The 24,842-nt window shown below is 61.3% G+C and carries 23 protein-coding genes; 10 read left to right on the top strand and 13 right to left on the bottom strand.

The window, feature by feature from the left end:
- Positions 1-153 precede the first annotated feature (153 nt).
- A complete protein-coding gene (locus ABK249_RS21690; RefSeq protein ID WP_348864054.1) occupies positions 154-2,493 on the bottom strand; it encodes a PAS domain-containing sensor histidine kinase in 2,340 nt (779 codons plus the stop codon).
- A 349-nt stretch (positions 2,494-2,842) separates the two neighbouring features.
- Positions 2,843-4,042, bottom strand: a complete 1,200-nt coding sequence (locus ABK249_RS21685; protein WP_348863973.1) for an MFS transporter — start codon at positions 4,040-4,042, stop codon at positions 2,843-2,845.
- A 99-nt stretch (positions 4,043-4,141) separates the two neighbouring features.
- Between ABK249_RS21685 and ABK249_RS21680 the strand changes: the two genes are divergently transcribed.
- Complete coding sequence (locus tag ABK249_RS21680; RefSeq protein ID WP_415926466.1) at positions 4,142-4,714, top strand: TetR/AcrR family transcriptional regulator; 573 nt, start codon at positions 4,142-4,144, stop codon at positions 4,712-4,714.
- A gap of 13 nt (positions 4,715-4,727) precedes the next feature.
- Here ABK249_RS21680 and ABK249_RS21675 read toward each other — a convergent pair whose 3' ends face one another.
- Positions 4,728-5,192, bottom strand: a complete 465-nt coding sequence (locus ABK249_RS21675) for a winged helix-turn-helix transcriptional regulator (protein WP_348863971.1) — start codon at positions 5,190-5,192, stop codon at positions 4,728-4,730.
- 130 nt (positions 5,193-5,322) lie between these two features.
- Here ABK249_RS21675 and ABK249_RS21670 point away from each other — a divergent pair, with 130 nt between their 5' ends.
- Complete coding sequence (locus tag ABK249_RS21670) at positions 5,323-6,042, top strand: hypothetical protein (protein ID WP_037157484.1); 720 nt, start codon at positions 5,323-5,325, stop codon at positions 6,040-6,042.
- Positions 6,043-6,057: 15 nt separating this feature from the next.
- Here ABK249_RS21670 and pepN read toward each other — a convergent pair whose 3' ends face one another.
- Complete coding sequence (gene pepN / locus ABK249_RS21665; RefSeq protein WP_348863970.1) at positions 6,058-8,706, bottom strand: aminopeptidase N; 2,649 nt, start codon at positions 8,704-8,706, stop codon at positions 6,058-6,060.
- Between the two features lie 313 nt (positions 8,707-9,019).
- On the opposite strand from pepN, the gene ABK249_RS21660 reads away from it, so the two are divergent.
- On the top strand, positions 9,020-9,967 hold the full coding sequence (locus ABK249_RS21660) for a DMT family transporter (protein ID WP_227702277.1): 948 nt from the start codon (positions 9,020-9,022) through the stop codon (positions 9,965-9,967).
- A gap of 3 nt (positions 9,968-9,970) precedes the next feature.
- Here ABK249_RS21660 and ABK249_RS21655 read toward each other — a convergent pair whose 3' ends face one another.
- The 4 genes from ABK249_RS21655 to ABK249_RS21640 form a co-directional block, all read right to left on the bottom strand.
- Complete coding sequence (locus ABK249_RS21655; protein WP_348863969.1) at positions 9,971-10,123, bottom strand: hypothetical protein; 153 nt, start codon at positions 10,121-10,123, stop codon at positions 9,971-9,973.
- A 22-nt stretch (positions 10,124-10,145) separates the two neighbouring features.
- Positions 10,146-10,337 (bottom strand): hypothetical protein, encoded by a 192-nt coding sequence (locus ABK249_RS21650; protein WP_037157473.1) that lies wholly within the window; start codon positions 10,335-10,337, stop codon positions 10,146-10,148.
- Positions 10,338-10,518: 181 nt separating this feature from the next.
- On the bottom strand, positions 10,519-11,403 hold the full coding sequence (locus tag ABK249_RS21645; protein WP_348863968.1) for a uracil-DNA glycosylase: 885 nt from the start codon (positions 11,401-11,403) through the stop codon (positions 10,519-10,521).
- Between the two features lie 256 nt (positions 11,404-11,659).
- Positions 11,660-12,952: an Hsp70 family protein gene (locus ABK249_RS21640; RefSeq protein WP_227702280.1), complete on the bottom strand. Its 1,293-nt coding sequence runs from the start codon at positions 12,950-12,952 to the stop codon at positions 11,660-11,662.
- A gap of 226 nt (positions 12,953-13,178) precedes the next feature.
- On the opposite strand from ABK249_RS21640, the gene ABK249_RS21635 reads away from it, so the two are divergent.
- Both ABK249_RS21635 and ABK249_RS21630 read left to right on the top strand, forming a co-directional pair.
- The gene (locus tag ABK249_RS21635) at positions 13,179-15,092 is read left to right on the top strand and encodes an Eco57I restriction-modification methylase domain-containing protein (protein WP_348863967.1); all 1,914 of its coding nucleotides are present in this window, start codon (positions 13,179-13,181) and stop codon (positions 15,090-15,092) included.
- On the top strand, positions 14,993-16,261 hold the full coding sequence (locus ABK249_RS21630) for a type ISP restriction/modification enzyme (RefSeq protein WP_348863966.1): 1,269 nt from the start codon (positions 14,993-14,995) through the stop codon (positions 16,259-16,261). The genes ABK249_RS21635 and ABK249_RS21630 overlap by 100 nt, the downstream gene beginning before the upstream one ends.
- On the opposite strand, the gene ABK249_RS21625 is transcribed toward ABK249_RS21630, so the two are convergent.
- Positions 16,258-17,142, bottom strand: coding sequence for a LysR family transcriptional regulator (locus tag ABK249_RS21625; protein ID WP_037157464.1), 885 nt, complete (start codon positions 17,140-17,142; stop codon positions 16,258-16,260). The genes ABK249_RS21630 and ABK249_RS21625 overlap by 4 nt on opposite strands.
- 104 nt (positions 17,143-17,246) lie before the next feature.
- On the opposite strand from ABK249_RS21625, the gene blaOXA reads away from it, so the two are divergent.
- Both blaOXA and ABK249_RS21615 read left to right on the top strand, forming a co-directional pair.
- The gene (gene blaOXA / locus ABK249_RS21620) at positions 17,247-18,053 is read left to right on the top strand and encodes a class D beta-lactamase (protein WP_037157461.1); all 807 of its coding nucleotides are present in this window, start codon (positions 17,247-17,249) and stop codon (positions 18,051-18,053) included.
- 261 nt (positions 18,054-18,314) lie between these two features.
- On the top strand, positions 18,315-18,512 hold the full coding sequence (locus tag ABK249_RS21615) for a hypothetical protein (protein ID WP_037157459.1): 198 nt from the start codon (positions 18,315-18,317) through the stop codon (positions 18,510-18,512).
- Positions 18,513-18,550: 38 nt separating this feature from the next.
- Here the strand turns inward: ABK249_RS21615 and ABK249_RS21610 are convergent, their stop codons facing one another.
- The 3 genes from ABK249_RS21610 to ABK249_RS21600 all read right to left on the bottom strand — a co-directional run bounded on the left by ABK249_RS21610 (position 18,551) and on the right by ABK249_RS21600 (position 20,183).
- On the bottom strand, positions 18,551-18,754 hold the full coding sequence (locus ABK249_RS21610; protein WP_037157456.1) for a hypothetical protein: 204 nt from the start codon (positions 18,752-18,754) through the stop codon (positions 18,551-18,553).
- Positions 18,755-18,841: 87 nt separating this feature from the next.
- A complete protein-coding gene (locus tag ABK249_RS21605; RefSeq protein ID WP_037157452.1) occupies positions 18,842-19,186 on the bottom strand; it encodes a hypothetical protein in 345 nt (114 codons plus the stop codon).
- A 208-nt stretch (positions 19,187-19,394) separates the two neighbouring features.
- A complete protein-coding gene (locus ABK249_RS21600) occupies positions 19,395-20,183 on the bottom strand; it encodes an SDR family oxidoreductase (RefSeq protein ID WP_037157449.1) in 789 nt (262 codons plus the stop codon).
- Between the two features lie 273 nt (positions 20,184-20,456).
- On the opposite strand from ABK249_RS21600, the gene ABK249_RS21595 reads away from it, so the two are divergent.
- The 3 genes from ABK249_RS21595 to ABK249_RS21585 all read left to right on the top strand — a co-directional run bounded on the left by ABK249_RS21595 (position 20,457) and on the right by ABK249_RS21585 (position 23,602).
- Entirely contained in the window at positions 20,457-22,118 is a 1,662-nt protein-coding gene (locus tag ABK249_RS21595) for an electron transfer flavoprotein-ubiquinone oxidoreductase (protein WP_037157446.1), read from the top strand.
- Positions 22,119-22,319: 201 nt separating this feature from the next.
- Positions 22,320-22,835 carry an EF-hand domain-containing protein gene (locus ABK249_RS21590; RefSeq protein ID WP_037157443.1) on the top strand — a complete coding sequence of 172 codons (516 nt, stop codon included), beginning with the start codon at positions 22,320-22,322 and terminating at the stop codon, positions 22,833-22,835.
- A 158-nt stretch (positions 22,836-22,993) separates the two neighbouring features.
- A complete protein-coding gene (locus ABK249_RS21585; RefSeq protein WP_037157440.1) occupies positions 22,994-23,602 on the top strand; it encodes a L,D-transpeptidase in 609 nt (202 codons plus the stop codon).
- Between the two features lie 64 nt (positions 23,603-23,666).
- On the opposite strand, the gene ABK249_RS21580 is transcribed toward ABK249_RS21585, so the two are convergent.
- Positions 23,667-24,683, bottom strand: coding sequence for a zinc-binding alcohol dehydrogenase family protein (locus ABK249_RS21580; protein WP_037157437.1), 1,017 nt, complete (start codon positions 24,681-24,683; stop codon positions 23,667-23,669).
- Positions 24,684-24,842 lie beyond the last annotated feature (159 nt).

Below are 24,842 nucleotides of genomic sequence, written 5' to 3'. Positions count from 1 at the left end.
ATGTTAGCTGGAGTCCACAACAGACAGATAACAGGTGGCGTTAAGACGGATTCGCTTCCGCACGGTTGCCCCTGAATTCTTTTGAGCCACAACCTGCAACATAGCCTGATGCACGGACGCCGCACGTCCGCCATATCGAGGATTATGTGAGTCTCACGCCGACCGTTTCCGTGCCGCCTGGAGCGGCCGGTCGGGGATATGCAGCGAAACCACGGTTCCCCTGCCGACCTGGGAACGGATGCGCATCGTGCCGCCGTGGAGCGAAATCAGCGAGCGGGAGATGGCAAGCCCGAGCCCTGAGCCGCCCTTGCTCTTGGCATACTGGCTCTGCACCTGCTCGAAGGGCTGGCCGATCTTGCTAAGCGATTCCTTGGGGATGCCGATGCCCGTATCGGCAATGGTCAGCACCGTGCCCTTTTCAAGCCTGCGGGCGCGCAATTCGACCTTGCCACCCTCGTTGGTGAACTTGACGGCGTTGGAGAGGAGGTTGAGCAGCACCTGTTTCAGCGCGCGCCGGTCGCCGGCCATGTCGAGGCTGTCGCACAGGCGCTGGCGGATGATGATCGCCTTGTCCTGAGCCGAGATGGAGGTCAGACGCAGGCTTTCCTCGATCAGTGATTTCAAGTCGACCGCCTCGCACTGGATGCGCATGTGGCCCGCCTCGATCTTCGACATGTCGAGGATGTCGTTGATGACGTTCAGGAGATGCTTGCCGCTGTCGTAGATATCCTTGGAATATTCCGAATATTTCGGCGAACCGAGCGGCCCGAACATGCCGTTCATCAGGATTTCCGAAAAGCCGAGGATGGCGTTGAGCGGCGTTCTGAGTTCATGCGACATGTTGGCGAGGAAATCGGACTTCGCCTTGTTGGCGGCCTCGGCGCGTTCCTTTTCCGCCTGGTAATTGGCATTGGCGATCGAAAGCTCGGCTTTCTGGCGCTCCAGCTTCTTCTGCGAAGAGGAGAGGTCGCCGATCGTCGCCATCAGCCGGCGCTCGCTGTCGCGCAGCCGCTCCTGGTGGCGCTTCAGGAGCGTGATATCGGTGCCGACCGAGACGAGGCCGCCGTCACGGGTGCGTCGTTCGTTGATCTGCAGCCAGCGTTCGTCGGCAAGCTGCACTTCCGTCGTGCGGGAAAGGCCGCTGCCGTCCGGGTCGGCGACCCGCCGTTCGATGACCGGCCGGGCGGCCGCCGCGTTGACGGAGGCACGTTCGGTGCCCGGCACCAACACGCTATCCGGCAGCCCGTAAGCCTGTTGGAAATGGGTGTTGCACATCACGAGCCGGTCGTTCTTGTCCCACAGAACGAAGGCTTCCGAGGTGCATTCGATCGCGTCCGCGAGCCGCTGGTCGGCTTCGGCATATCGCTGGGCGAGACGATGCTGCTCGGTCACGTCCATGGCGATGCCGATGACGTGGGTCCGGCCGGCGGCGGTCTTCACCACCTGGGCGCGGGCGCGCATCCAGACATAGTGGCCCGCGGCGTGGCGCATGCGAAAGACCTGGTCCACCTGCCGGGCATTGCCGCGACTTATGGCCCGGGCAAGCGTGCAGATATTGCCGTCGCTCGGATGCATCATCCGTGCTGCGTCGGCAAAGGAGATGACATTGCTGCCGGGCGGCAGGCCGAGCATCTCGTACATGGAGCCGGACCAGAAGAGGCGCTTGTTGGTGACGTCGAAATCCCAAAGCCCGCAGCGGCCTCGCGACAGCGCGGTTTCGATACGCAGATTGGATTCGATGAAGATATCGTCGGCGTCACGGGCGCGTTTGACCTGCATGTAGTAGGCGTAGAGGATGATGAGCAGGATCGCCGAAATGCCGGTGAAAAGCGTGACGTTGAGCGATACTTCCCGCCGCCAGAAGCGATGAATGCCGTCGAGCGATTGGGCTGCGACGATGAGCGCTCCTTCGCTGCCGAGCGGCTGGATCGCCGCATAATGGGGAATTTCCCCGAAATAGGTTTCGATCACACCATCGTCTCCGCCGAAACGGCGCAACGCGGCGGTTTCCGGCAGCACGGATGTGAGGCGGCGCCCGATATAGGCCGCGATCTCGCCCGATCCGCCAAAGACACGCCCGGCTTCGTCGACAAGGAGAAGGAAGGTGTCGGATTTCAGCTGTTGCTGCGGCAGGAAGGAGGCGAGGCGCATTTCCGCCGTGGCCCGGTCACGGCTGGAAAAGGCCGGCTCACCGGAGAAGGCAGCGCGTGCCGCGGCGGCCATCAGCGCCGTCGACTGCCGGGCTGAATCTTCCATCCGCCCGTATTCCGCCACGATGCCGAGAACGCGCGAGGCTGCGACGACGGAGAGGAAGGCGACGATGAGCAGGGGGATGGAACGCTTCAGAACCAGTTCCACCCGCGGCAACTGCCGCGAGATGGGCTTGACGGAAAGCCGCACCTCCTCCGGAGAGATGCGCCCCAAACCTGCGAAGCTCGGAAATTTGAAACGCAGCCGCCCCTCGGCCGCGGTTGCCCGCTGCACGCCCGACATCGTCCTCATTGTGGTCCCTCGTGTGATTCGAGGCGCCGCTCGCCCGAATCTAACCTAATGAATCACTAGTGATTCTTCGTGTCCAGAGGGTTGCTAATATTTTTTTAACACTTTGATTCAATTGCGAATCGGACGAGACCCATGCCGGCCGGGCGGTTCGCTGTATGGTTGCCTGTCAAACGGAGGGGCAAATCACCTGCGCCGGGCGGAGCGATCAGCCCTTGTCATCGGCATTGAGCGCAATCGGAAGCAGGCCGGCCAATATGGCGCCGATGATCTCATCGAACAAAAAGGCTGGCCGGTCAAAACCAGTATAGTCCCTCTTCGGGTGAGCGAACCGGCTGTCAGGTCAGACAGCCGGGTTTTCGATGAGGCCGGTGCGGGTGGCCGCGATGGAAATCGCGGCAAGCAGGATGACGACCGCGCCATAGATGTAGGCCGTTGCGGAGAGACCCAGTGCCGGTGCGGCAAGGCCGGCGATGATAGCGGGAACCGCAAAGGCGAGATAACTTTCCACCAGGAAGGCGGAAAACAGGCCGGCCCGTTCATGGCTTTCAGCGAGCGGCAGAACGATCTTCAGGATGTTTGAAAAGATCGATCCAAGACCGAGACCAGCGACCGCCGTACCGAGAAAGAGAAGCCCGACGGCTCGTTCCTCCACGCCGAGCAGCGTGATCAGAACGCCGATCATCAGCCCGGTCGTAGCCGAGAACAGAACCCGTTGCGGCGCGAGCGCGCGAAAAACGAAGACAGAGACCGTGGCGCTGAGCATGGAGGTGGCGACGACTGCGCCGCCGACGAAAGGCGAGGTAATGCCGGTCGCGACCGCGACCAGCGTCGGCATAAGCGAGAGGTAGAAGCCGGCAAGCGCCCAGCTGGCAACATTGACCGGCGTGACCTTGATGAGCGCTCCGCGGGCACGGGGTGGCACGCTGATGCGCGGCCGCATTGCGGCGAGCGCGCCAGGTCGTCTGGTGATGGTTTCAGGCATGAAGGCGAGCGCGATAGTGCCGGCGATGGTCGCGACGAACAGGATCGCGTAGATGAGATATGTCGGCGCAGGCGCGAAGGCCACGAGCGTGCCGGCCGCAAGCGTGCCGATCATCAGACCGAGAAAGGCCGTTATGCTGTTGAGGATCGGCCCGTGCCGTTTGTCGGCGTCCAGGATCGTGGCGCCGAAAGTCGGAAAGGCGAGGCCGGTCGCGATGCCCTGGACGATGCGGCCGACCATCAGCATGGCGCCGGATTCGGCCAGCATGAAGATCACCAGCGCGGTGGCGTTGATAACAAGGGCAGCGAGGATCAGCGGCTTGCGCCCCACGTAATCGGAAAGTCCGCCGAACGTCAGAAGCGCGGCAAGGAGCGCGAAGGCATAGGACCCGAAGATCAGTGTGATCATCGCTGGCGAGAGGTCAAAAAGTTCCTGATAGAGGTGATAGAGCGGAGTTGGCGCACTGCTGCAGACCGAAATCAGCACCGCGAATGTGAAGCTGTAGACCGTCATCCGGAAAGCGGATGGAGACGTTGCAGAGGGGAGGATACTGCTCATAGGTTCACCTAAACGCAAATCTTTAGCGTTAACGGCATTTAGTTGCATTTCCACACTAATGCAATATCTTTGCATTAATAAGAACGATTTTCCGGCGGAATGCCGGCAAGGAGAAGAAAAGTGGCGAGGGAGATGTTGCGGCAGGGCGGGCGTAGCGCGCGGATCCAGGAGGCGGTGCATCGCACGGTTCAGGAACTGCTGAAGAACATGGACCGGGGCGAGATCACCGTGCCGATGATCGCCGACAAGTCGGGCGTCACTCCGTCGACCATCTATCGCCGCTGGGGTGATCTTTCTGAACTTCTGGCGGATGTAGCTGTCGACCGCATGCGACCGGTCGCCGATCCTGAAGATACGGGAGCGATGACTTCCGATTTCGAAGCCTTCATCCTGCAATATGCGGAGGAAATGTCCTCAAGAGTAGGACGCGCACTGCTCGCGGACGTGCTCGGAAGCCTGGAAGGCAATGCTCCGGTAAAATGCTGCCAATATACCTATCATCATCTGGAGACCCTGCGGAAAATGGCCTCGGCAAGGGGCGAGACGCCTTTCGATCTCGGCGAGGCTGTCGATTTCGTGGTGGCGCCGATTGTCTATCACATCCTGTTCGGTGACAGGGAGCCGACGCCCGACTACTGCCGGGCGCTCGTCGCGCGATTTTTCGGAAAGTGATCCTACCTGCCCCTTACGCTCCCACCGACGACGGCCTGGAGGCGAGGCGGAAATCGCGGGGGCCTAGAAGACGTCCGTCGGCCGCCTTGACTTGCAACCTCTCGATCGGTGCGCCATCGATCGTGTCCACCATTTCGGTCTCCAGTTCACCCGGTTCAAAACAGTTTTCCTCTCCCCATTGCCACAGCGCGACAAGCAGGGTGTAGAGCTTCTCACCTTTAGGCGTCAGGATGTAGCGCGGGCTCGATGGGGAATTCGTGTGAACCTCGATGGTGAAGATTCCTTCCTGGACGAGTTTTTTCAACCGCGCCGACAGGATGTTTTTGGCGAGGCCGAGATTCTTTTGAAACTCCCCGAAACGCTGATGCCCGCGGAAGGCGTCCCGAACGATCAGAAGCGTCCACCAGTCTCCAACGATCTGAAGACTGCGTGCAATGCCGCAATCCGCTCCTTCCAAATTGGTTTTCCTGCCCTTCATCTGCGTCTCCAGGATACTTGCAGTACCATGCAAGATTGGTTGCAAATTTAAACCAAATGGGATTATGTGTCGACAGGTTTCAAAATTAAACCGGAATCCGCGGGTTTGCTGTTAAAAGGAGAAGACGGGCATGAGCGATTTGCTGGAATTTGCCGTTGCGGCGCATGGCGGGTGGGAGCGTTGGCGCGAAGTCAGGAAGCTGACGGCCAGGATTTCTGTCGCGGGAGCGATGTGGCATCTCAAAGGGTGGCCGGGCGTCCTGTCGGACGTCGCCGTTTCGATCGATCCGCATCGCCAGCATGCCGAGTTTTCGCCGTTCATCGAGCCGGGTCATCACAGCCAATATGAGCCTGCCCGCACGGCCATCCTCGGTGATCGGAACGAGGTTCTCGAAGAACGGGAGCGCCCGCGGTCGGCTTTCGAGGGGCACGTGATCCAGACCCCCTGGGACGCACAGCACCTCGCTTATTTTTCGGGATATGCGATGTGGACATATCTGACGACGCCGTTCCTGTTGGGGCTGCCCGGTTTCATTCTCGATGAAATGGAGCCTTGGGATGAGCAAGGGGAGACGTGGCGACGGCTGAGGGTCACCTTCCCGCCGGATGTCGCCAGCCATTCCACCGAGCAGATCTTTTACTTCGATGCAGCCGGAATCTTGCGCCGGCATGACTACAGCGTCGAGATCATGGGCGGAACGTCCAGCGCCAACTATGCGACCGAACCCAGGACCTTCGGGGGGCTCGTCTTCCCCACCAGGCGCCGCGTCTATTCCATCGGCCCCGATAACCGGCCCGTCCTCGACCGGGTCGCGGTCGCCATCGACATCAACGGCATCGATGTGGAATAGCCTGGCGCCGCAGGTTCACCCTTTCAGCATGCGTTCGACGATGTCGCGCACGTCGGTCGACAGTGTTTCGGCCCGTTCGATGGTTGCCAGCGCCGAGCGGGCATGGTCCGCACGCTGCGGCTCCAGCGACCGCCAGGACCGCATCGAAGTGAGGATGCGGGCGGCAAGCTGCGGGTTCTTCGGGTCGATCGAAAGGATCTGCTCGGCGAGGAACCGGTAGCCCTCGCCATCCGGTCGGTTGAAGCCGGTCGGATTGCCAAAGGCGAAAGTGCCGATCAGCGAGCGTACGCGGTTCGGATTGGTCGATACGAAGCGCGGGTTCTCCATCAAGGCCTTGACCCGGGCGAGTGCGCCCGCGCCCGGAATCGTCGCCTGGATCGAGAACCACTTGTCGATGACGAGCGCATTGCCGTCGAACCGCTTCAGGAACGTATCGAGCGCGCCTTGCGCTTCCGCAGAGTCCGGGAACCGGTGGGCGAGCAGCGTCAGCGCCTGCGCCAGATCGGTCATGTTGTCGGCAGCGGCGAAGGCTTGCGCCGCGCGGGCGGGTGTCCCTTCCGCATAGGTCAGGTAGGCAAGCGCGCTGTTCCTCAACGCCCGCTTGCCCGCGCTTGCGGCATCCGGCGCATAGGGACCTGCAATCTTCATCTCATCGAAGAGGCGCAGGAAGGTCTTGTTCCCCTCTCTGGCGATCGCCGAAAGGATCGCATGCCTTCCGGCATGGATCGCGTCCGGGTCGTTGTTGCCGCCGAGTTCGCGGGCGATATCGGCCTCGCTCGGCAGCGTCAGCACCTGCGCGCGGAATGCGGGCTCCAGCGCCTCGTCACCGGCGGCTTCGAGAAGGGCTGCGGTGAGCGCCGGATCGCAGGTGATCTCCCTGCCCTCGCGGGCGTCGCGTGCCGCCTGCATGAGGTTCGGCATCGCAAGGTCGGTGAGGGCCTGCCAGCGGGCGAAGAGGTCGGTGTCGTGGCGGGCGATATGGGCAAGATCGGCCGGCGTCTGGTCGAAATGCAGGTTGATCGGCGCCGAGAACGAGCGGTTGAGCGACAGAACCGGTCGGGACGAGATGCCGGAGAACGTGAAGGTCTGCTTGCGCTCTGTAAGATGCAGAACATCGCCGGTCATTTCGCCGCCCTTGACGGCTGTCGGCGCTGCAATCTGGCCATTGTCGAGGATCAGCGCCAGGGAGAGCGGAATGTGCATCGGCTCCTTGTTCGACTGGCCGGGCGTGGCCGGAAGCATCTGCTCCAGAGACAGCGTAAATGTCCCCTTTTTCTGGTCGTAGCTGCTCGAAGCCGTAACGAGCGGCGTCCCTGCCTGATGATACCAGAGCGAGAATTGCTCAAGATCGCGACCGCTCGCATCCTCGAAGCACTTCAGATAGTCCTCGACAGTGACCGCCTGACCGTCATGGCGCTCGAAATAGAGGTCCATGCCCGCCTTGAAATCCTTGCTCCCGAGCAGGGTCGCGATCATGCGGGTGACTTCCGAGCCCTTTTCGTAGACTGTCGTCGTATAGAAATTGTTGATTTCGCGATATTTCGTCGGGCGGACGGGATGGGCGAGCGGGCCTGCATCCTCGGGGAACTGCTCCGACTTCAGATGCCGCACTTCGGCGACGCGCTTGACGGCGCGCGAGCGCTGGTCGGCCGAGAACTCGTGGTCGCGATAAACCGTCAGCCCTTCCTTGAGGCAGAGCTGGAACCAGTCGCGGCAGGTGATGCGGTTGCCGGTCCAGTTGTGGAAATATTCATGCGCGATGATCGCTTCGATATTGGCGTAGTCCTGATCGGTTGCGGTCTCGGGGTCGGCGAGCACGTATTTGTCGTTGAAGACGTTGAGGCCCTTGTTTTCCATGGCCCCCATGTTGAAGTCGGAGACGGCGACGATCATGAAGATGTCGAGATCGTATTCGCGGCCGAAGCGTTCCTCGTCCCACTTCATCGAGCGTTTGAGCGCATCCATGGCGTAAGCGGCGCGCGGCTCCTTGCCGTGCTCCACGTAGATCCGGAGCTTGACGTCGCGGCCCGACATGGTGGTGAACGTGTCCTCGACCACGCCGAGGTCGCCCGCCACCAGCGCGAACAGATAGGCAGGCTTCGGATGCGGATCGAACCAGGCGGCGAAATGCCGGCCTTCGTCGTAATCGCCGCCACCGAGGAAATTGCCGTTCGACAGCATAACCGGATTGGCGGCCTTGTCGGCGATGATGGTGATCGTATAGGGCGCAAGAACGTCGGGACGGTCCGGGAAATAGGTGATGCGGCGGAAGCCTTCGGCCTCGCACTGGGTGCAATAGACGCCGCTGGTGCGGTAGAGCCCCATCAACTGGCTGTTGGCTTCCGGATTGATGAAGGTGGTGACGGTGACCTCGAAGGGTGTTTCGGCCGGCAGATCGCGGATCGTCAGGCTTTCCGGCGTCGCGTCATACCGGCTGGCTGGCGCTTCGGATTGATCAATCAACAGCCCGGAAAGGGTGAGTTCGTCGCCGTCGAGGACGAGGGGTACAGAGGGATCGACACCTTCGCGCCGGTGGAAGATCAGCCGCGCCTCCACCTTGGTGTTGGTCGGGTCGAGCTCGAAAGTCAGATCGACGCGTTCCAGGACGAAATCGGTGGGGCGGTAATCTGCCAGATGAACGATCTGGCCCGTATCTGTTCGCATGTTGCTTCCTGAACCGGCTCTTCAAAAATGGCATTGGGAGTGATGAATGCTCCCGTTCACTGGCATTTGCCCGACGCCGCGCGCATACTTGCATGCAATGCTAAACGATTGTTGAAACTTTGGCTAAATTAAACCTCATTTTGTTTCGGTATATTTCGCGGAAGTTTTCATCAGGTCACGGATATTGATCAACCCATCATCAGTTTTGATCCCGCGCACAGCGCTTTTCCGTTACTCTGCCGACAAACTGAATCCCCTCCTTTTCATTGCAGGCTCCGTTTTCGATGCGGCCTAAGATTTCAATGAGTTGTTGATGGCCGCCGCCGATGCCTTGAATCCCCTTCGGGGGATCATGTTCAAAGTCTCCTCCGTGGTGATTTTCGTGATGATGCAGACCTGCATCAAATCCGCGGGGTCTGATATTCCAGCCGGCCAGATCACCTTTTACCGCTCTGCCTTCGCAATCGTGCCCATCGTGGCTTATCTCGCGTTCGAGGGCGAATTGCGGGGCGCATTTCGCACGGACAGTCCGTTCGGGCACCTGAAGCGTGGTTTTCTCGGCATTCTCTCCATGGGTTTTGGGTTCTATGGACTGGTGCATCTGCCCATGCCGGATGCGATCGCGATCGGCTATTCCACGCCGCTGCTCGCCGTCGTCTTTGCCGCAATCTTCCTGAAGGAGACGGTGCGGGTCTATCGGTGGACCGCGGTTCTGATCGGCATGATCGGCGTGGTCATCATTTCCTGGCCGAAGCTGACCATGTTCGAACAGGGCGGCATGGAGTCCGAACAGGCGATCGGCGCGGTCTCCGTCATCATATCGGCAGTGCTGGCCGGGTTTGCGATGATACAGACACGCCAGCTCGTGCGCACAGAGAAAACGGCGACGATCGTGCTTTTCTTCTCGCTGAGCGGGGCGGTGTTTTCGCTGGTCAGCCTGCCCTTCGGCTGGGTGGAACTGTCCACGTCGGAAAAGCTCTTCCTGATCGGTGCCGGCTTCTGCGGCGGAGTGGGACAGGTTCTTCTGACCGAGGGCTACCGCAATGCCGACGTCTCGACGGTCGCGCCGTTCGAATACACGTCGATCCTGCTCGGGATCGGCATTGCCTATGTGCTGTTCGGGGATGTGCCGACGGTCAGCATGCTCATCGGAACGGCGATCACCGTCTCGGCGGGAATTTTCATCATCTACCGCGAACACCAGCTCGGGCTGGAGCGGAAGGCGGCGCGCAAGGCATCGCCGCCAGGGGCGGGCACCTGAAAATCAGAGCGGGATGGCCGCCGTGACCGGGTTGATCTTTTCGGAGCTGTGCCGGGCGGCACCCGCGCGGCTCAGTTCACGCGAGGCGTTCACGGCCATGCCGATGTGAGAAAGGTTTTCCCGGAGCGTGCGGATCGGGTGGAGGATGGCCGTCATGGCTGCTTCCTTGTCCTGGCTATCAGCGTTCGCGGAAATCGGCGAAGACGGCAGCCGGACGCGTGATGCCGGTTGGGCGCGCCATCGCGCGGGACGTCATCTGCTCGTTCGTCGCTGAGCCGAAACGGTGATAACCCTGCGTCGAGCGCGGCTGAAGGCCTGCGATCCGGAGGGTTTCGAAGCCCGAATGGATCGGGCGGAAGCGCGTCGTCATTGCCTTGGTTCCTTAAACCTGTTCCTCCCAAGACATGATGCCAATATTGCAGCGCAACATTGATTCTGCAATGCAGCAGAACGCCGCACTGCCATGCGTCAGGCGCATGGCGTTTTTCATATTTTTGTAATCTTGTGGCAATTCCGCAAGCTTCTGCCCGAAATGCGGGCAGTCGATGGCCTCAAAGCCGCTTTTTGAAGGTCAGAAGGTCCTGCCAGGCAAGCGCCTTGTTGGCGGGTGCTGCAAGAAGCTCCTGCGGATGCAGCGTCGCGATCGCCGCCGCATCGATTCCCCCGAAGGTGATGTCGCGCCATTCTCCGCGCAGCGAATGGATCGTGCCATTGGCGCCGAAGAAGAAGCGGGCCGGAAAATTGCCGAGCAGCAACAACAGTTTCGGTTCGGCGAGCGCCACCTGCCGTTCGAGGAAGGGCCGGCAGATTTCGAGCTCGGCATCGGAAGGCATGCGGTTGCCCGGCGGACGCCAGGGAATGATGTTGGTGAGCAATACGGCCTCGCGCGCAAGCCCGATCGCGCCGAGCATCCTGTCCAGCAACTGGCCCTGCCGGCCGGAGAAGGGCAGGCCGTCGCGGTCGTCGTCGGCATTCGGCGTCGGCCCGATCACCATGATGCCGGAAGAGGGGTCGCCGCTGGCGAAGACGGTGGAACGGGCGCCGTTCTTCAGGTTGCAGCCGGTAAAGGCTTCGAGCGCGGTTTTCAGTTCGACGAGCGAGCGGGCGCTTTCGGCCGCAAACCGGGCCGAGGCCACGGCCTCGCTATCCGGCACGGCGACCGATGGGGGTGCCGCCGGGCGTGCCCCCGCAGCGGCGCGGTTCTGCGTCGCGGTTTCGCCTCGCGTCCGGGGGGCGGGGGCAGACCCGTTCTGCGGCGGCTGCGGCTGGCGGGCCGATGCCGGCATTTTCGCCTCCGCCTCCGCGGCCTTCTGCGCTGCGAACTGGGCGAAACGATCGACCGGTTCATCCTCGACGAGCCATTCGACGCCCGAATCCGCATAGAAATGCAGAAGGGCGGCGAGCTCCTGGGCGTCGAGGGTTTGTGTGGCGTTCATGGGACTACCCTATAGCATGTCGCCGGGGAGGGGGAACCGGTTTCGGATGACGGCGCAGCAGTCCCGTATGGGAATTTGCCCCTCACCCTAACCCTCTCCCCGCATGCGGGGAGAGGGGATGTGCCCAGATCGCAACTGGAGTTTTGGGACGCCGGTGCGGCATATCCCTTCTCCCCGCCCGAGCGGGGAGAAGGTGGCGGCAGCCGGATGAGGGGCATTCCCGACAGATGAGGGAGGATAAACCTTCCGGCCCCTCTCACGCCGCCCATTGTGCGACGTTGTCGCTTTCGCCGATCAGCGCCAGGCCGTGGGCGATCGACAGCAGCTCGCCGCCGCTCTCGATCTTGCCGGCATCGAATCTCCGGGTGAAGATGCGCCGCACGGCCGGCACGAAGGACGTGCCGCCGGTCAGGAACACCTTGTCGATCTCTCCCGGCACCGTGCCGGTTTTCTCCATCACCTCGTCGAGCGCGCCTTCGATGCGCGCCAGGTCGTCGGCGATCCACGTCTCGAAATCGGAACGTTTCACCACCTTCCGGCCCGCACGCCCAAGCGGCGGGAAGTGGAATTCCGCCTCTTCCGCGCCCGACAGCGCCATCTTGGTGGCGGAGATCGCCTGGTAGAGCGGATAGCCCTCGTCATGCTCGACGAGGTCGATGAAGAGCTCCAGCTTGTCCGGATCGAGCGCCGAGCGCACCAGCGATTTGAGATCGGTGAATTCGCGCGTGGTCTTGAAGATCGACAACTGGTTCCAGCGGCCGAAATTGGCGTAATAGCCAGCCGGCACTTCCAGCACCTTGTCGAAGCTCTTGAAGAACGTGCCCTTGCCGATCTCGGGCGCCACCAGATTGTCGATCATCCGGTAGTCGAAATGGTCGCCCGCGACGCCGACGCCCGAATGGCCGATCGGGGTCGCCATCAGCTTGCCGGCCTGCCGCTCGAAGCGGATCAGCGAATAGTCGGTCGTGCCGCCGCCGAAGTCCGCGACCAGCACGGTCGCGTCGGATTTCAGCGTCTGCGCGAAGTAATAGGCCGCCGCGACCGGCTCGTAGACATAGTGGATTTCCGGAAAGCCGAGCCGTGTCAGCGCCGCGTTGTAGCGCTCGGTGGCGAGCTTCGCGTCCGGATTGGCCCCGGCGAAATGCACAGGCCTTCCGGCGATGACCCGCGAGACGTCGCTCGGCCAGTTCTCCTCCGCATAGGTCTTCAGCCGCCGCAGAAAAATCTCCATCAGGTCCTCGAAGACGTGCCGGCGGGCGAAGATCAGCGTGCCCTGGAAGAGTGCGCTTGCCGCAAAGGTCTTGATCGACTGCAGGAAGCGGCAGTCGCCGGGATTGTCGATGAACTGGCGGATCGCCGCCTGTCCCGCCTCGACCTTCAGCGCCTGCGCGCCCATCACCGGGTCCTTCATGAAGGAAAGCGCGGTGCGCATCGTGTCGGTCTCGCCGGCGCTGCTCGTGAAGCGCATGGAATGCGTGGCGTCGGCGCCGTCCGAAAGCGCCAGAACCGTATTCGTCGTGCCGAAATCAAGCCCGAGCGCCCGTGCCATGGCCGTGCTCCTTTTGTCCACCGAAGATCATTGAACCGAAGCCGGAGGCCCCGAACGCGAAAAGGGCGCTTGATTGCGCGCCCCGGATTTTTTGAGAGGGCGCGTGATCGCACAAGGGGAGGCGGATGGCAACCCCGGACCACGGCCTAAAACGGTTGTACCGTGCGAGAATTCGCGCTTTCGCTCGGAGCCGGCGCGTTCTAATGTCCCCGCTCCAGGGGGTGACATGAGCCAGCAGCTAATCAATCAGTATCTTGCCGAGATCGACCGGCTCAGGAAGTTTTCGGGCCTGTCGAACGAACAGGTCATCCGCCGGGCTTTCGGGCGGCTGCTGGAGTCCTGGGCGTCCTCCGAAAAGCTCGTCTTCCTGGAGGAATATCCGGTCGAGACGACGATGAAGACGACGGTTCGTCCTGACGGCACGGTGCTGCACGATATCCGCGTGCCGCACGGCTATTGGGAGGCGAAGGACACAAAGGACGATCTCGACGAGGAGATCCGCAAGAAATTCGCCCGCGGTTATCCGCAGGACAATATCATCTTCGAGAATTCCGAGATTGCGGTGCTCATCCAGAACCGGCAGGAGGTCACCCGCGCCTCGATGACCGATACGGCCGGGCTGCTGCGGCTGGTATCGCTGTTCTTCCGTTATGAGCGGCCGGAAATCGCCGAGTTCCGCAAGGCGGTGGAGAAGTTCAAGGCCGACCTGCCGACCGTGCTGGAGGCGCTGCGCCAGCGCATCGATACGGCCTACCGGGAGAATGCCGCCTTCCGCGCCGCCGCCGCCCGTTTCCTCGAAACCTGCAAGGAGACGATCAATCCGACGCTCGGAGAGGCGGATGTCCGGGAAATGCTGATCCAGCACATCCTGACCGAGGAAATCTTTGCCCACGTCTTCAACGACAGCGACTTCCACAAGAAGAACAACATCGCCCACGAACTCTACGCGCTGGAGGAGGAGTTCTTCACCGGCGCGGTGAAGCGCGACACGCTGAAGGGGCTCGAACCCTATTATGCGGCGATCCGGGCGAATGCCGCGCAGATCACCGGCCACCAGGAAAAGCAGACCTTCCTGAAGCTGATCTACGAGAATTTCTACAAGGTCTACGATAAAAAGAAGGCCGATCGCCTCGGCGTCGTCTATACGCCGAACGAGATCGTCAAGTTCATGATCGAGGGCGCCGACTGGCTCTGCGAAAAGCATTTCGGCAGGAACCTCGTCGACGAGCACGTGGAAATCCTCGACCCGGCGACGGGCACCGGCACCTTCATCTGCGAGCTTTTGGAATACTTCCGCGGCGACCCGAGGAAGCTCGCCCACAAATACAAGAACGAGCTGCACGCCAACGAGGTGGCGATCCTGCCCTATTACGTCGCCAACCTGAACATCGAGGCGACCTATGCGGCGATATCAGGCCAGTTCGCCGAATATCCGAACCTCTGCTTCGTCGATACGCTGGACAATGTGGAGGGCCTCGGCATCCGCGCCGGCCACCAGCACGACATGTTCGCGGGTTTCTCCGACGAGAACATCGAGCGCGTGAAGCGCCAGAACAAGCGCAAGATTTCCGTCATCATCGGCAACCCGCCGTATAATGCCAACCAGCAGAACGAGAACGACAATAATAAGAACCGGAAATATGAGCGCATCGACGAACTGATCAAGTCGAGCTACATCAGGCTTTCGACGGCGCAGAAGACCAAGGTCTATGACATGTACGCCCGCTTCTTCCGCTGGGCGTCGGACCGCATGCACGATGACGGCGTGCTCTGCTTCGTCACCAACCGTTCCTTCATCGACAGCCGCACGTTCGACGGCTTCCGCAAGGCTGTGGCCGAGGAATTCCATGAGATCTACGTGGTGGATCTCGGCGGCGACGTGCGCGCCAACCCGAAGCTGTCCGGCACGAAGCACAATGTCTTCGGCATCCAGACAGGCGTCGCCATCTCCTTCATGGTCAAGCGGCGCCGCGAGAGGGGCTGCAAGATATTCTACGCCCGCCGGCCGGAATTCGATACGGCGGAGGACAAGCTTGCGTTATGGGTTCGCAGAAACTCTCGACGCTCGCGTTCGAAAGGATCGAGCCAGACAAGAAGGGGAATTGGGTCAATCTTGCCGAAAACCAATGGGATGAATTAACCCCAGTTGCTGATAAGAAAACAAAATCGGCGAAAACGTCAGCACAGCAAAAAGCTCTATTCAAACTCTTTTCATTGGGCGTGAAAACTAATCGAGACGATTGGGTGACGGACTATTCGCAAGAGCTTCTTGGTGTGAAAACATCTGCGCTGATTTCTGCTTACGAGGCCGAGCGCAATCGACTTACGGGCCAAGTGAATAGGCTCAACGTGAACACCTTAATTTCATATCATTTGAAATGGACGAGGAAACTAAAACGACTAATCGTCGATAACCGGCAGCTTGTGTATTCCAGAACTCCAATTCGCTCCTCGCTCTACCGCCCATATAGCCAGCAGTTCACCTACTTCGATTCCTCTCTGAACGAAGATTGGTATCAGCTTGGACATATAACTTTGAACGGACCAAACCCGACTATTTTGTTGTCGGGATATCCTAGTCAAAAACCTTTCCAAATCCTCGCTACTGCGGACCTTTGGCACCACGACACACTAGACAAAACGAATGGTCTTCCCCTCTACCGCTACACATCCTCCGGCGAGCGGGTCGACAACATCACCGACTGGGGCCTGAAACAGTTCCAGAGCCATTACGGCAAGGCGGAGAAGATTTCGAAGGAAGACATTTTTCACTATGTCTATGGCGTGCTGCACGATCCGGTTTACCGCGAAAAATACGCGCTGAACCTGAAGCGCGAATTTCCCCGCATCCCCTTCTATCCGGATTTCCGGGCCTGGGCCGATTGGGGCAAACGCCTGATGGAACTGCATATCGGCTACGAGACCGTCGAGCCCTGGCCGCTGGAGCGTCTGGATACGCCGGACGAGAAGGCGAGGGCGGCGGGCGTTTCGGCGAAGGCGATCCTCAAGGCGGACAAGGAGAACGGTATCATCCGCCTCGACAGCGAAACCCAGCTTTCCGGCATCCCGGCGGCGGCCTGGACCTACCGGCTCGGCAACCGCTCCGGGCTCGAATGGATCCTCGACCAGTACCGGGAAAAGACGCCGAAGGACCCGACCATCCGCGAAAAGTTCAACACCTACCGTTTTGCCGATTACAAGGAAAAGGTCATCGACCTCCTGATGCGCGTCACCCGCGTTTCGGTCGAGACGGTGGCGATCACCGAGGCGATGAAATCCGCCCGCCGGGCGACCGAGGACGCCGCCTAGGCCGTTCCCCGCGTCTCCGCCGCCTGTTCCGCAAGCCAGTTGCGGAACATTTCCATCGCCGGCGTCACGCTTCGCGACTTCAGCCGGATCAGCCAATAGCTGCCTTTGGAAATGTAGATCTCGAAAGGCTGTTCGAGCGCGCCCGAGCTGAGCTGCCGGGAGAACATCAGCGGCGGGGCGAGCGCCACGCCGGCACCCTGCAAGGCCGCCTCGATCATCAGCACGGAACTGTCGAACACCATGCCCCGGATCGGTGGCGAGGCGACGCCCGCCGCCTCGAACCAGCCCGGCCATTCGTCGGCGCGGTAGGAGCGGAGCAGCGTCTGGTGCGTCACGTCCTCCGGCGACATGAGCTGCTTTGCGATCGCCGGAATGCAGAGCACGGAAAGCGGCGCCTCGAACAGCGCCTCCGCCTCGATATCGTGCCATGCGCCGTTGCCGAACTTGATCGTGTAGTCGAGCCCTTCGGCGGCGATGTCGACACGGTTGTTGTTGGTGGAAAGCCTGAGGTCCACGAACGGATATCTTTCCCGAAAATCGTGGAGACGCGGCAACAGCCAGCCGACCGCCAGCGTGCCGACCGCTCCGAGCTTCAGCACCTCGCGCACATGCCCGCCCTCGAACCGCTCCAGCATGTCGGCCATGCGGTCGAAACTCTCCTGCAACGAGGGTAAGAGCGCCAGTCCTTCCTCGGTGATCATCAGCCCGCGCGGCAGGCGGCGGAAGAGCGTCGCGCCGAGTCGCTGTTCCAGAAGCTTCACCTGATGGCTGACGGCAGCCTGCGTGACGCAGAGCTCGATCGCCGCCCGGGTGAAGGAGAGATGTCTTGCGGCGGCTTCGAAAGCGCGCAGCGCGTTCAGCGGCAAATATGGCCTAACCATGGCAATGCCCTAATTCAGTTTATGGCTCGCCGCAGATATCATCGTTTGATTGGGGCTCGCAAGCCGGCCTAGAAAACCATGTCCCATCAACCGGAGCTTTGACCATGGCTTTCAGAAATTCCCTTATTCTGGCATTTTCTCTTGGAATTACCGCAGCTTTCCTCGATTTTGCGTCGGCCGGGGCGGCGGAGCCGATCCGCTGCACCGTCATTATCGATGAGCAGAGCGGCGAGACACTTTATCGTCAGGGCACCTGCGACCAGGGCTTTTATCCGCAATCGACCTTCAAACTTCCTTTGGCCATGATGGGATATGACGCCGGCATCCTGACCGATGCGGAAAACCCGCGCTGGAAATACCAGGCGAAGTTCGGCGGGCCGGATCGGGTGAAGAAAGATGTCGATCCGTTGATCTGGGAAAAGGACTCGATCGTCTGGTATTCGCAGGAGCTGACCCGCAAGCTCGGAAAACGCGCCTTCGCCGATTACATCCAGCGCTTCGGCTACGGCAATCGCGATGTCTCCGGCGGCCTGACCGAAGCCTGGCTCATGTCGTCGCTGAAGATTTCGGCCGACGAGCAGGTGCAGTTCATCCGCCGTTTCCTGACCGGCGGCCTGCCGATCTCCGAACATGCCGTCGACATGACGCTCGCCATCACCCCGCATTTCGAAGCGGGCGACGGCTGGGACATCCAGGGCAAGACCGGTTCCGGCTGGTTGCGCGACAAGGCCGGCAAGACGGATCGCGACCGCCCGCTCGGCTGGTTCGTCGGCTGGGCGATGAAGGATGAACGGCGCGTCATCTTCGCAAGGCTGCTGGTCGATACCAAACGGTATCCGAAGGAACCGATCAGTTTCGTGGTGCGGGACGGGCTGATCGAGGACTTTCCGAAACTGGCGGCGGGGTTCTGATCTCGAAGAGTTCTCGCGCTGAAAACCGAAAGCGGCCGGGCCCCCCAGGCCCGACCGCCCGTAGCGCCTAGGCAGCGCTGCAGCGCGCCAACCATAAACGGCATCGGAGGCCGCCGATGCAAGTGGAGTTCGATATTCAGGTTATTCGTTAAGGTTACTCTCACGCCTTGCTTCACCTGAAGGACTTACGTCGATTGGCTTACTTTCCCGGCGCCGCCGTTCGTTTATTTTTCTGCCGCGCGTCAGCGGAGGAGGAGATGAATGTCATACCTGCGGATATGGATTTGGGCGACGTTCGCTTTCGTTCTGTGCGCCGGCATGCTCACCCTGGGCTACTTCAACATCGAAGGGACGTTGCCGGCCACACCACCGGTCTATGTTGAAACCTGGGCGGGCTTCATGGGGTTCGTCACTGTGGCCGCAGCGGGCGTCAAGTGGTTGTCGAATTATCGCGACTGATCCCGGCTGACCGTCTCGCGACAGGCGGATCTATGCCGCTATCGGAGAAACCGCCGTGCGCCCCCGATGGCGAGGAGCCCGATGACGGCGGCGATCGCGCCGTTGATGAGCCAGGGCGTCTGGTTGATCATGAAGCTCCGGGCCGGGTAGGGAAAGATGCCGCTGCCCTGGCCGATCCAGAGAAGGCCGAGAGCAATCAGCAGGACACCGATCACGGAAAGCGCCAGTCGTGCGAATTTCATGGGAAATCTCCGAGGGTCAGGGAACATCGGATCATAGGCCCGGGCCGGGCGGATCGCGAGACGCGATTGCGTGATATCGGAAGGCGATCAGGCGTCTTCGTAATAGGCCGTGATCAGCGATCTTGGCGCCGGCTCCTCGCTTTCGGACAGAACGAAGCCGGCGATGCGGCTCGAAGGCGAGAGGTTGTCGAGCAGGTTGAAGATGACCGCATCCTCGAAGGCACCGAGCGGCCTCGCGTTAAGGGGTGCCGGTCTGGCGATCGTGGCTGCCGCGGAAATCGGCCGCGCCGGCCGGTCGCCGGCATCGCGTCCCGGCATGTCTCCCGCCGCAAGCATTTCCGCAATCGCCGCGGCGGCGGAGACCGGCGCATGCGGCGCGGAAGAACTGTCCGGCGAAGAATCTTCGCATACCTCCGGAACGCTTTCGATCATGCCGGCGATCCCTAGAGCGCCGTGCGTCCGAATGGACGCACAAAGGACGCTCTATCTCCTTGAATCTACGCATCGTGCTTTCCGAAAATCGATTCCGATTTTCGGGCCGATGCTGTGGGTTTCAGGGCCGGCTCGTCTCCTACGTCACGGGAATTGAGATCCTCCGAAGAGAAAGGCCTCAATTCGAATCAATATTGAACGACGATGCTCAGATCGAGCGCGAGGCGCCGCCATCGACCCGCAGCGTCGTGCCGGTGACATAGCTTGCGGGAACCGAGCAGAGGAAAGCGCCGGCGGCGGCGAATTCCTCCACCTTGCCGAGACGACCGGCGGGGATCGTCTTGAGCGAGGCGGCACGCACGTCCTCGAGCGACTTGCCGGTGCGCTTTGCATTTGCACCGTCGAGTTCATCGATACGGTCCGTATGGATGCGCCCGGGAAGCAGCATGTTGGCAGTGATGCCGAAATTGGCCACTTCCGTCGCAAGCGTCTTGTTCCAGCCGACCAGCGCCGAACGCAGCGTGTTGGAAAGCGCGAGATTGGCAATCGGTTCGACGACGCCGGAGGAAGCGACCGTCAGGATGCGGCCGAAACCCTGTTCCTTCATCTGCGGTAGCAGCGCATTGGTAAGCGTGATGACGCGCAGCACCATGGACTGGAAGAAGGTGTCGAGCTTGTCGGCCGTCATATCCTCCGTCGTGCCGGGTGTCGGGCCGCCGGTGTTGTTGACGAGGATGTCGATACCGCCAAGCTTCTCCCTGACAGCATTCACCATGGCTGCGACGAAATTGTCGTCGGCAATATCCCCCCAGACCCATTCGGCCTTGCCTTTGCCTTCGGCATTGATCGCCTTGCAGTTCTCCGCGAGGCGGTCGCCTGAGCGGCCGACGAGCAGCACGTTCGCGCCTTCCGCCGCGAGCGCCTTCGCAATTCCGAGGCCGAGGCCGCGCGATGAGGCGAGCACGAGAGCGCGTTTGCCGGTAAGACCGAGATCCATGATGCTGTTCCTTCCATTCCTGTCTTCGGACTGTCGGCCTTTATAGCAGGGGCATTTGGTCGCGAAAGGCCGAACTTGCTTTCTTCGGTTCGCGCCTTATAGTTGACGTGAACGTAAAAGTAAGTTGAAGAAACGGAAAGGCGATTTGCGCGAATGGCAAGGCTGAAGACGTTTTCCCGCCTCGACAAGCGGGGCGGCTTTTGCCAAGACAGGATGCCTGCCGCAACAGGTGCCTGAACAGACGCCGGGAGGGGCCGGCGAGCGGAGTTGGATATGAACGAACAGGAACTTCCCGAACGGGAGAGCATGGAATTCGACGTGGTGATCGTGGGCGCGGGGCCGGCGGGGCTTGCGGCGGCGATCCGCCTGAAGCAGGTCAACCCGGATCTGACGGTCGTGGTGCTTGAAAAGGGGTCGGAAGTGGGCGCCCATATCCTCTCCGGTGCGGTGGTCGATCCGATCGGCATCGACAGGCTTCTGCCCGGCTGGCAGGAAGAGGAGGGCCATCCCTTCAAGACGCCGGTCACCGACGACCAGTTCCTGTTCCTGGGTCCTGCCGGCGCGATCCGTCTGCCCAACGTCGCCATGCCGCCGCTGATGAACAATCACGGCAACTACATCGTCTCGCTCGGAAACGTCTGTCGCTGGCTCGCCGAAAAGGCGGAAGCACTGGGCGTCGAGATCTATCCGGGCTTTGCCGCGACCGAAGTGCTCTATGATGAACAGGGCGCGGTCATCGGGGTGGCGACCGGCGACATGGGCATCGAGAGGAACGGCGAGCCCGGCCCCAACTATACCCGCGGCATGGCACTGCTCGGCAAATACGTGCTGATCGGCGAGGGCGTGCGCGGTTCGCTCGCCAAGCAGCTGATCGCCCGCTTCGGCCTGCAGGACGGCCGCGAGCCGCAGAAATACGGCATCGGCCTGAAGGAACTCTGGCAGGTGAAACCGGAAAACCACAGGCCCGGCCTGGTGCAGCATTCGTTCGGCTGGCCGCTCGGCATGAAGACCGGCGGCGGCTCCTTCCTCTATCACCTGGAGGACAATCTCGTCGCCGTCGGTTTCGTGGTCCATCTCAACTACAAGAACCCCTGGCTTTACCCCTTCGAGGAGTTCCAGCGCTTCAAGACGCATCCTTCGATCCGCACCACGTTCGAGGGCGCCAAGCGTCTTTCCTACGGCGCCCGCGCCATCACGGAAGGAGGGTACCAGTCGGTACCGAAACTGTCCTTCCCCGGCGGCGCGCTGATCGGCTGTTCGGCCGGTCTCGTCAACGTGCCGCGCATCAAGGGCAGCCACAATGCGGTTCTGTCCGGCATGCTGGCGGCCGAAAAGATCGCCGAGGCGATCGCCGCCGGCCGCGCCAATGACGAGCCGATCGAGATCGAGACCGAATGGCGGCAGACCGCGATCGGCACGGACCTGAAGCGGGTCAGGAACGTCAAGCCGCTCTGGTCGAAGTTCGGCACGGGCCTCGGCATTGCGCTCGGCGGGCTGGACATGTGGACGAACCAGCTCTTCGGCTTCTCCTTGTTCGGCACGCTGAAGCACGGCAAGACGGATGCGGAGAGCCTGGAACCCGCATCGAAGCATCAGAAGATCGACTATCCGAAGCCGGACGGGGTGCTCACCTTCGACCGCTTGTCCTCGGTGTTCCTCTCGAACACCAACCATGAGGAGGACCAACCGGTCCACCTCAAGGTCAAGGACATGGACCTGCAGAAGCGCTCCGAACACGACGTCTATGGCGGCCCTTCGGCGCGTTACTGTCCGGCCGGCGTCTACGAATGGGTGGAGAAGGATGGCGAGATGACCTATGTCATCAACGCGCAGAACTGCGTCCACTGCAAGACCTGCGACATCAAGGACCCCAACCAGAACATCAACTGGGTCCCGCCCCAGGGCGGCGAAGGGCCGCTTTACCAGAATATGTGATCATCGCAGGTAGTTCTCGCGACCGCTGCCCTGCGGAAGACAGGCTCGCCGCCTGTCCCCGCCGGCGAATTGCGCAGCCTCCGGAACGGGCCGCCTTTTCCCTTGATCTGCCGCAAGGCCCGTTCCCGCAAACCGACTAGCATCGGCATGCGGTCGTCCATGGTGTCGGGCCGCGGTTCTGTTGATCTAGGGAGAACTGAGATGAAACGGATACTGACAGCAATCGTCGTCGTGGCGAGCACAGGCCTCCTTGCCGGTACGGCCTATTCGCAAGCCTATGGTGACGGCCCCTGGGGGCGCGGTTTCGGTGGCCCGGGCTGGGGAATGGGCATGGGTTCAGGCCCCATGATGCACGCGCCTGGCCGCGGGCGATTCGCCATGATCGATGCGAACGGAGACGGCAAGGTGACTGCGGAGGAGGCTGCGTCCGCCGCCGAGGACGTCTTCATCGCGATGGATGCTGACGACAATGGCGATCTGAGCAAGGACGAATACATGGCCGTGCGGATGGGACCGCAGATGGGCTGGAACAAGGATCGGCAGGCTGCCCGCGAGAAGGCGAAGCTCACGCGTTTCGATGAAATGGATCAGGACAAGAACGGCACCGTGACCCAGGTCGAGTTCATAGCCGGCGCCAAGGCCCATTACGATGCGGCCGATGCCGACAAGAACGGAGAAGTGACGCCGTGGGAATGGCGTAGCCAGCAGTGGAATTGAACGACCTCGGCGGACCGCGGGGCACTGCGGTGCCCCGTTTCTTCATGGTTTGCGATAAGAGCAGGATGTTTGCTGGCGCGTCGGGCTGAATTAAACGTCTATTAACCATAATATTCTTAAGTCTTGGGTCATCGTTCCGACGCACCAAGGACACATTCATGTCGATTTCCCGTCGCGGTTTTCTGGTCGGTCTGCCGCTGATGCTGGCCGGCTGCGCTTCCACCGTTCCAGAGGCGAATTACGCGGCTTTGCCGAACGAGGAATTCCCGTTAAAGGCCGTGTCGCTCGACAGGATCAAGCCGGAACTTCGCCGCCAGGAAGTGGCCTATGAAACGGCGCACCCCGCCGGAACCGTCGTCGTCGATACGCCGGCTCGCCGCGCCTTTTATGTCCTTGGTGAAGGTCGCGCGATCCGTTACGGCGTCGGCGTCGGCCGCGCCGGTCTGGCGCTAGCAGGCAACGCCTATGTCGGACGCAAGGCGGAATGGCCGAGCTGGACGCCGACCTTGAACATGCAGCGTCGGGAAGCCCGCTACCGGAAGCTCGCCGGGGGCGTGCCGGGCGGCCCGAACAATCCGCTGGGCGCCCGCGCCATGTATCTATACCGCAACGGCAACGACACGCATTTCCGCATTCACGGCACGAACCAGCCGGAATCGATCGGTCTTGCCATGTCGAGCGGCTGCATCCGCATGATGAACCACGACGTCATCGATCTTTACGAACGGGTCAAGGTCGGTGCCCGTGTGGTCGTGATCCAGGCCTGATCGACTGGCCGCAGGCCTGCCGGGCAAGAGTCCGCCGTTTCAGCCACGGCGGGCTTCTGCGCGATCAGAAGCCGGAGAGCACGAGCTTGCCCCTGGTGCGGTTGCTCTCGATCATCGCATGGGCCTTTTTGAGATTGGCGGCGCTGATCGTGCCGAGTACCTCGGAAAGCGTGGTGCGGATCTTCTTCGCATCCACCAGTTCGGCGACATGGTTCAAAAGCTTGTGCTGCTCGATCATGTCCGCTGTCTGCCAGACGGGCCGGGCAAACATCATCTCCCAGTGGATGGAGAGCGCCTTACTCTTGAAGGGGCGCAGGTCCATCGGCTCCTTTGGGTCGTCGATCAGTGAGAACCGGCCCTGCGGCGCGATCAGCTCGATAATGTCCTTGATGTGCTGGTCGGTATGGGTGGTCGAGAAGACGAAGGCGGGCGCGCCGATCGCCATCTCGGCAAGCTGCGTCGCCATGGGTTTCGAATGGTCGAGCACGTGATGGGCGCCGAGTTCCCTGATCCACTGCTGGGTCTGGGGCCGTGAGCCGGTGCCGATCACGATAACGTCGGAAAGCTCGCGCAGGAGCTGGATGGCGATCGAACCCACCCCGCCGGCGCCGCCGATGATGAGAACCGCATTCCACGCGCCTGCCACCTTGTCCTCGACCTTCATGCGATGAAAGAGCGCCTCATAGGCGGTGATTGCCGTCAGCGGCAGCGCAGCGGCTTCCTCGAAGCCCAGCGTATTCGGCTTGAAACCGACAATCCGCTCGTCGACCAGATGGAACTCCGCATTGGTGCCCGGGCGGTTGATTGCGCCGGCGTAATAGACTTCGTCGCCCGGCTTGAAGAGTTTGACGTCGGGCCCGACGGTTTTGACGATGCCGGCCGCGTCGTAACCGAGAACCCGATATTGGCCGGCTTCGACAGTCGCCGAGGCGCGGACCTTGGTGTCGACGGGATTAACGGAGACCGCCTTGATCTCGACCAGCAGGTCTCGGCCCTTCGCTTCCGGCACGGGCAGCTCGATATCGAGCAGGGAAGTTTCGGCTGTAACGGGCTGGGGTGTGTTGAAGCCGACGGCGCGCATCTCAAAATCTCCTTGGTTTCGTTGCGTGGAAACTAGTGTGACGTCCCAGAGATTATGACTCGTTGAGCAAAGGTATTGGATAAGACTTTGCCATCTTTTCGCGGGCTTGGTCTGTCGAGAACATCCATCGGATTTGAGCGCCACTTTCGGTTCGACGCC

Origin of the sequence: Neorhizobium phenanthreniclasticum, assembly GCF_040066075.1 — a bacterium.
Taxonomy (GTDB): domain Bacteria; phylum Pseudomonadota; class Alphaproteobacteria; order Rhizobiales; family Rhizobiaceae; genus Neorhizobium; species Neorhizobium petrolearium.
Note: the sequence above shows the minus strand (reverse complement) of the source record. Positions and strands in the feature narration are given on the sequence as shown.

Excerpts from the sequence above, each read along its gene's own strand:
- ABK249_RS21690 (WP_348864054.1), bottom strand. The coding sequence starts at position 2,493 with ATGTCGGGCGTGCAGCGGGCAACCGCGGCCGAGGGGCGGCTGCGTTTC.
- ABK249_RS21685 (WP_348863973.1), bottom strand. The coding sequence starts at position 4,042 with ATGAGCAGTATCCTCCCCTCTGCAACGTCTCCATCCGCTTTCCGGATG.
- ABK249_RS21680 (WP_415926466.1), top strand. The coding sequence starts at position 4,142 with ATGCCGGCAAGGAGAAGAAAAGTGGCGAGGGAGATGTTGCGGCAGGGC.
- ABK249_RS21675 (WP_348863971.1), bottom strand. The coding sequence starts at position 5,192 with ATGAAGGGCAGGAAAACCAATTTGGAAGGAGCGGATTGCGGCATTGCA.
- ABK249_RS21670 (WP_037157484.1), top strand. The coding sequence starts at position 5,323 with ATGAGCGATTTGCTGGAATTTGCCGTTGCGGCGCATGGCGGGTGGGAG.
- pepN (WP_348863970.1), bottom strand. The coding sequence starts at position 8,706 with ATGCGAACAGATACGGGCCAGATCGTTCATCTGGCAGATTACCGCCCC.
- ABK249_RS21660 (WP_227702277.1), top strand. The coding sequence starts at position 9,020 with ATGGCCGCCGCCGATGCCTTGAATCCCCTTCGGGGGATCATGTTCAAA.
- ABK249_RS21655 (WP_348863969.1), bottom strand. The coding sequence starts at position 10,123 with ATGACGGCCATCCTCCACCCGATCCGCACGCTCCGGGAAAACCTTTCT.
- ABK249_RS21650 (WP_037157473.1), bottom strand. The coding sequence starts at position 10,337 with ATGACGACGCGCTTCCGCCCGATCCATTCGGGCTTCGAAACCCTCCGG.
- ABK249_RS21645 (WP_348863968.1), bottom strand. The coding sequence starts at position 11,403 with ATGAACGCCACACAAACCCTCGACGCCCAGGAGCTCGCCGCCCTTCTG.
- ABK249_RS21640 (WP_227702280.1), bottom strand. The coding sequence starts at position 12,952 with ATGGCACGGGCGCTCGGGCTTGATTTCGGCACGACGAATACGGTTCTG.
- ABK249_RS21635 (WP_348863967.1), top strand. The coding sequence starts at position 13,179 with ATGAGCCAGCAGCTAATCAATCAGTATCTTGCCGAGATCGACCGGCTC.
- ABK249_RS21630 (WP_348863966.1), top strand. The coding sequence starts at position 14,993 with ATGGGTTCGCAGAAACTCTCGACGCTCGCGTTCGAAAGGATCGAGCCA.
- ABK249_RS21625 (WP_037157464.1), bottom strand. The coding sequence starts at position 17,142 with ATGGTTAGGCCATATTTGCCGCTGAACGCGCTGCGCGCTTTCGAAGCC.
- blaOXA (WP_037157461.1), top strand. The coding sequence starts at position 17,247 with ATGGCTTTCAGAAATTCCCTTATTCTGGCATTTTCTCTTGGAATTACC.
- ABK249_RS21615 (WP_037157459.1), top strand. The coding sequence starts at position 18,315 with ATGTCATACCTGCGGATATGGATTTGGGCGACGTTCGCTTTCGTTCTG.
- ABK249_RS21610 (WP_037157456.1), bottom strand. The coding sequence starts at position 18,754 with ATGAAATTCGCACGACTGGCGCTTTCCGTGATCGGTGTCCTGCTGATT.
- ABK249_RS21605 (WP_037157452.1), bottom strand. The coding sequence starts at position 19,186 with ATGATCGAAAGCGTTCCGGAGGTATGCGAAGATTCTTCGCCGGACAGT.
- ABK249_RS21600 (WP_037157449.1), bottom strand. The coding sequence starts at position 20,183 with ATGGATCTCGGTCTTACCGGCAAACGCGCTCTCGTGCTCGCCTCATCG.
- ABK249_RS21595 (WP_037157446.1), top strand. The coding sequence starts at position 20,457 with ATGAACGAACAGGAACTTCCCGAACGGGAGAGCATGGAATTCGACGTG.
- ABK249_RS21590 (WP_037157443.1), top strand. The coding sequence starts at position 22,320 with ATGAAACGGATACTGACAGCAATCGTCGTCGTGGCGAGCACAGGCCTC.
- ABK249_RS21585 (WP_037157440.1), top strand. The coding sequence starts at position 22,994 with ATGTCGATTTCCCGTCGCGGTTTTCTGGTCGGTCTGCCGCTGATGCTG.
- ABK249_RS21580 (WP_037157437.1), bottom strand. The coding sequence starts at position 24,683 with ATGCGCGCCGTCGGCTTCAACACACCCCAGCCCGTTACAGCCGAAACT.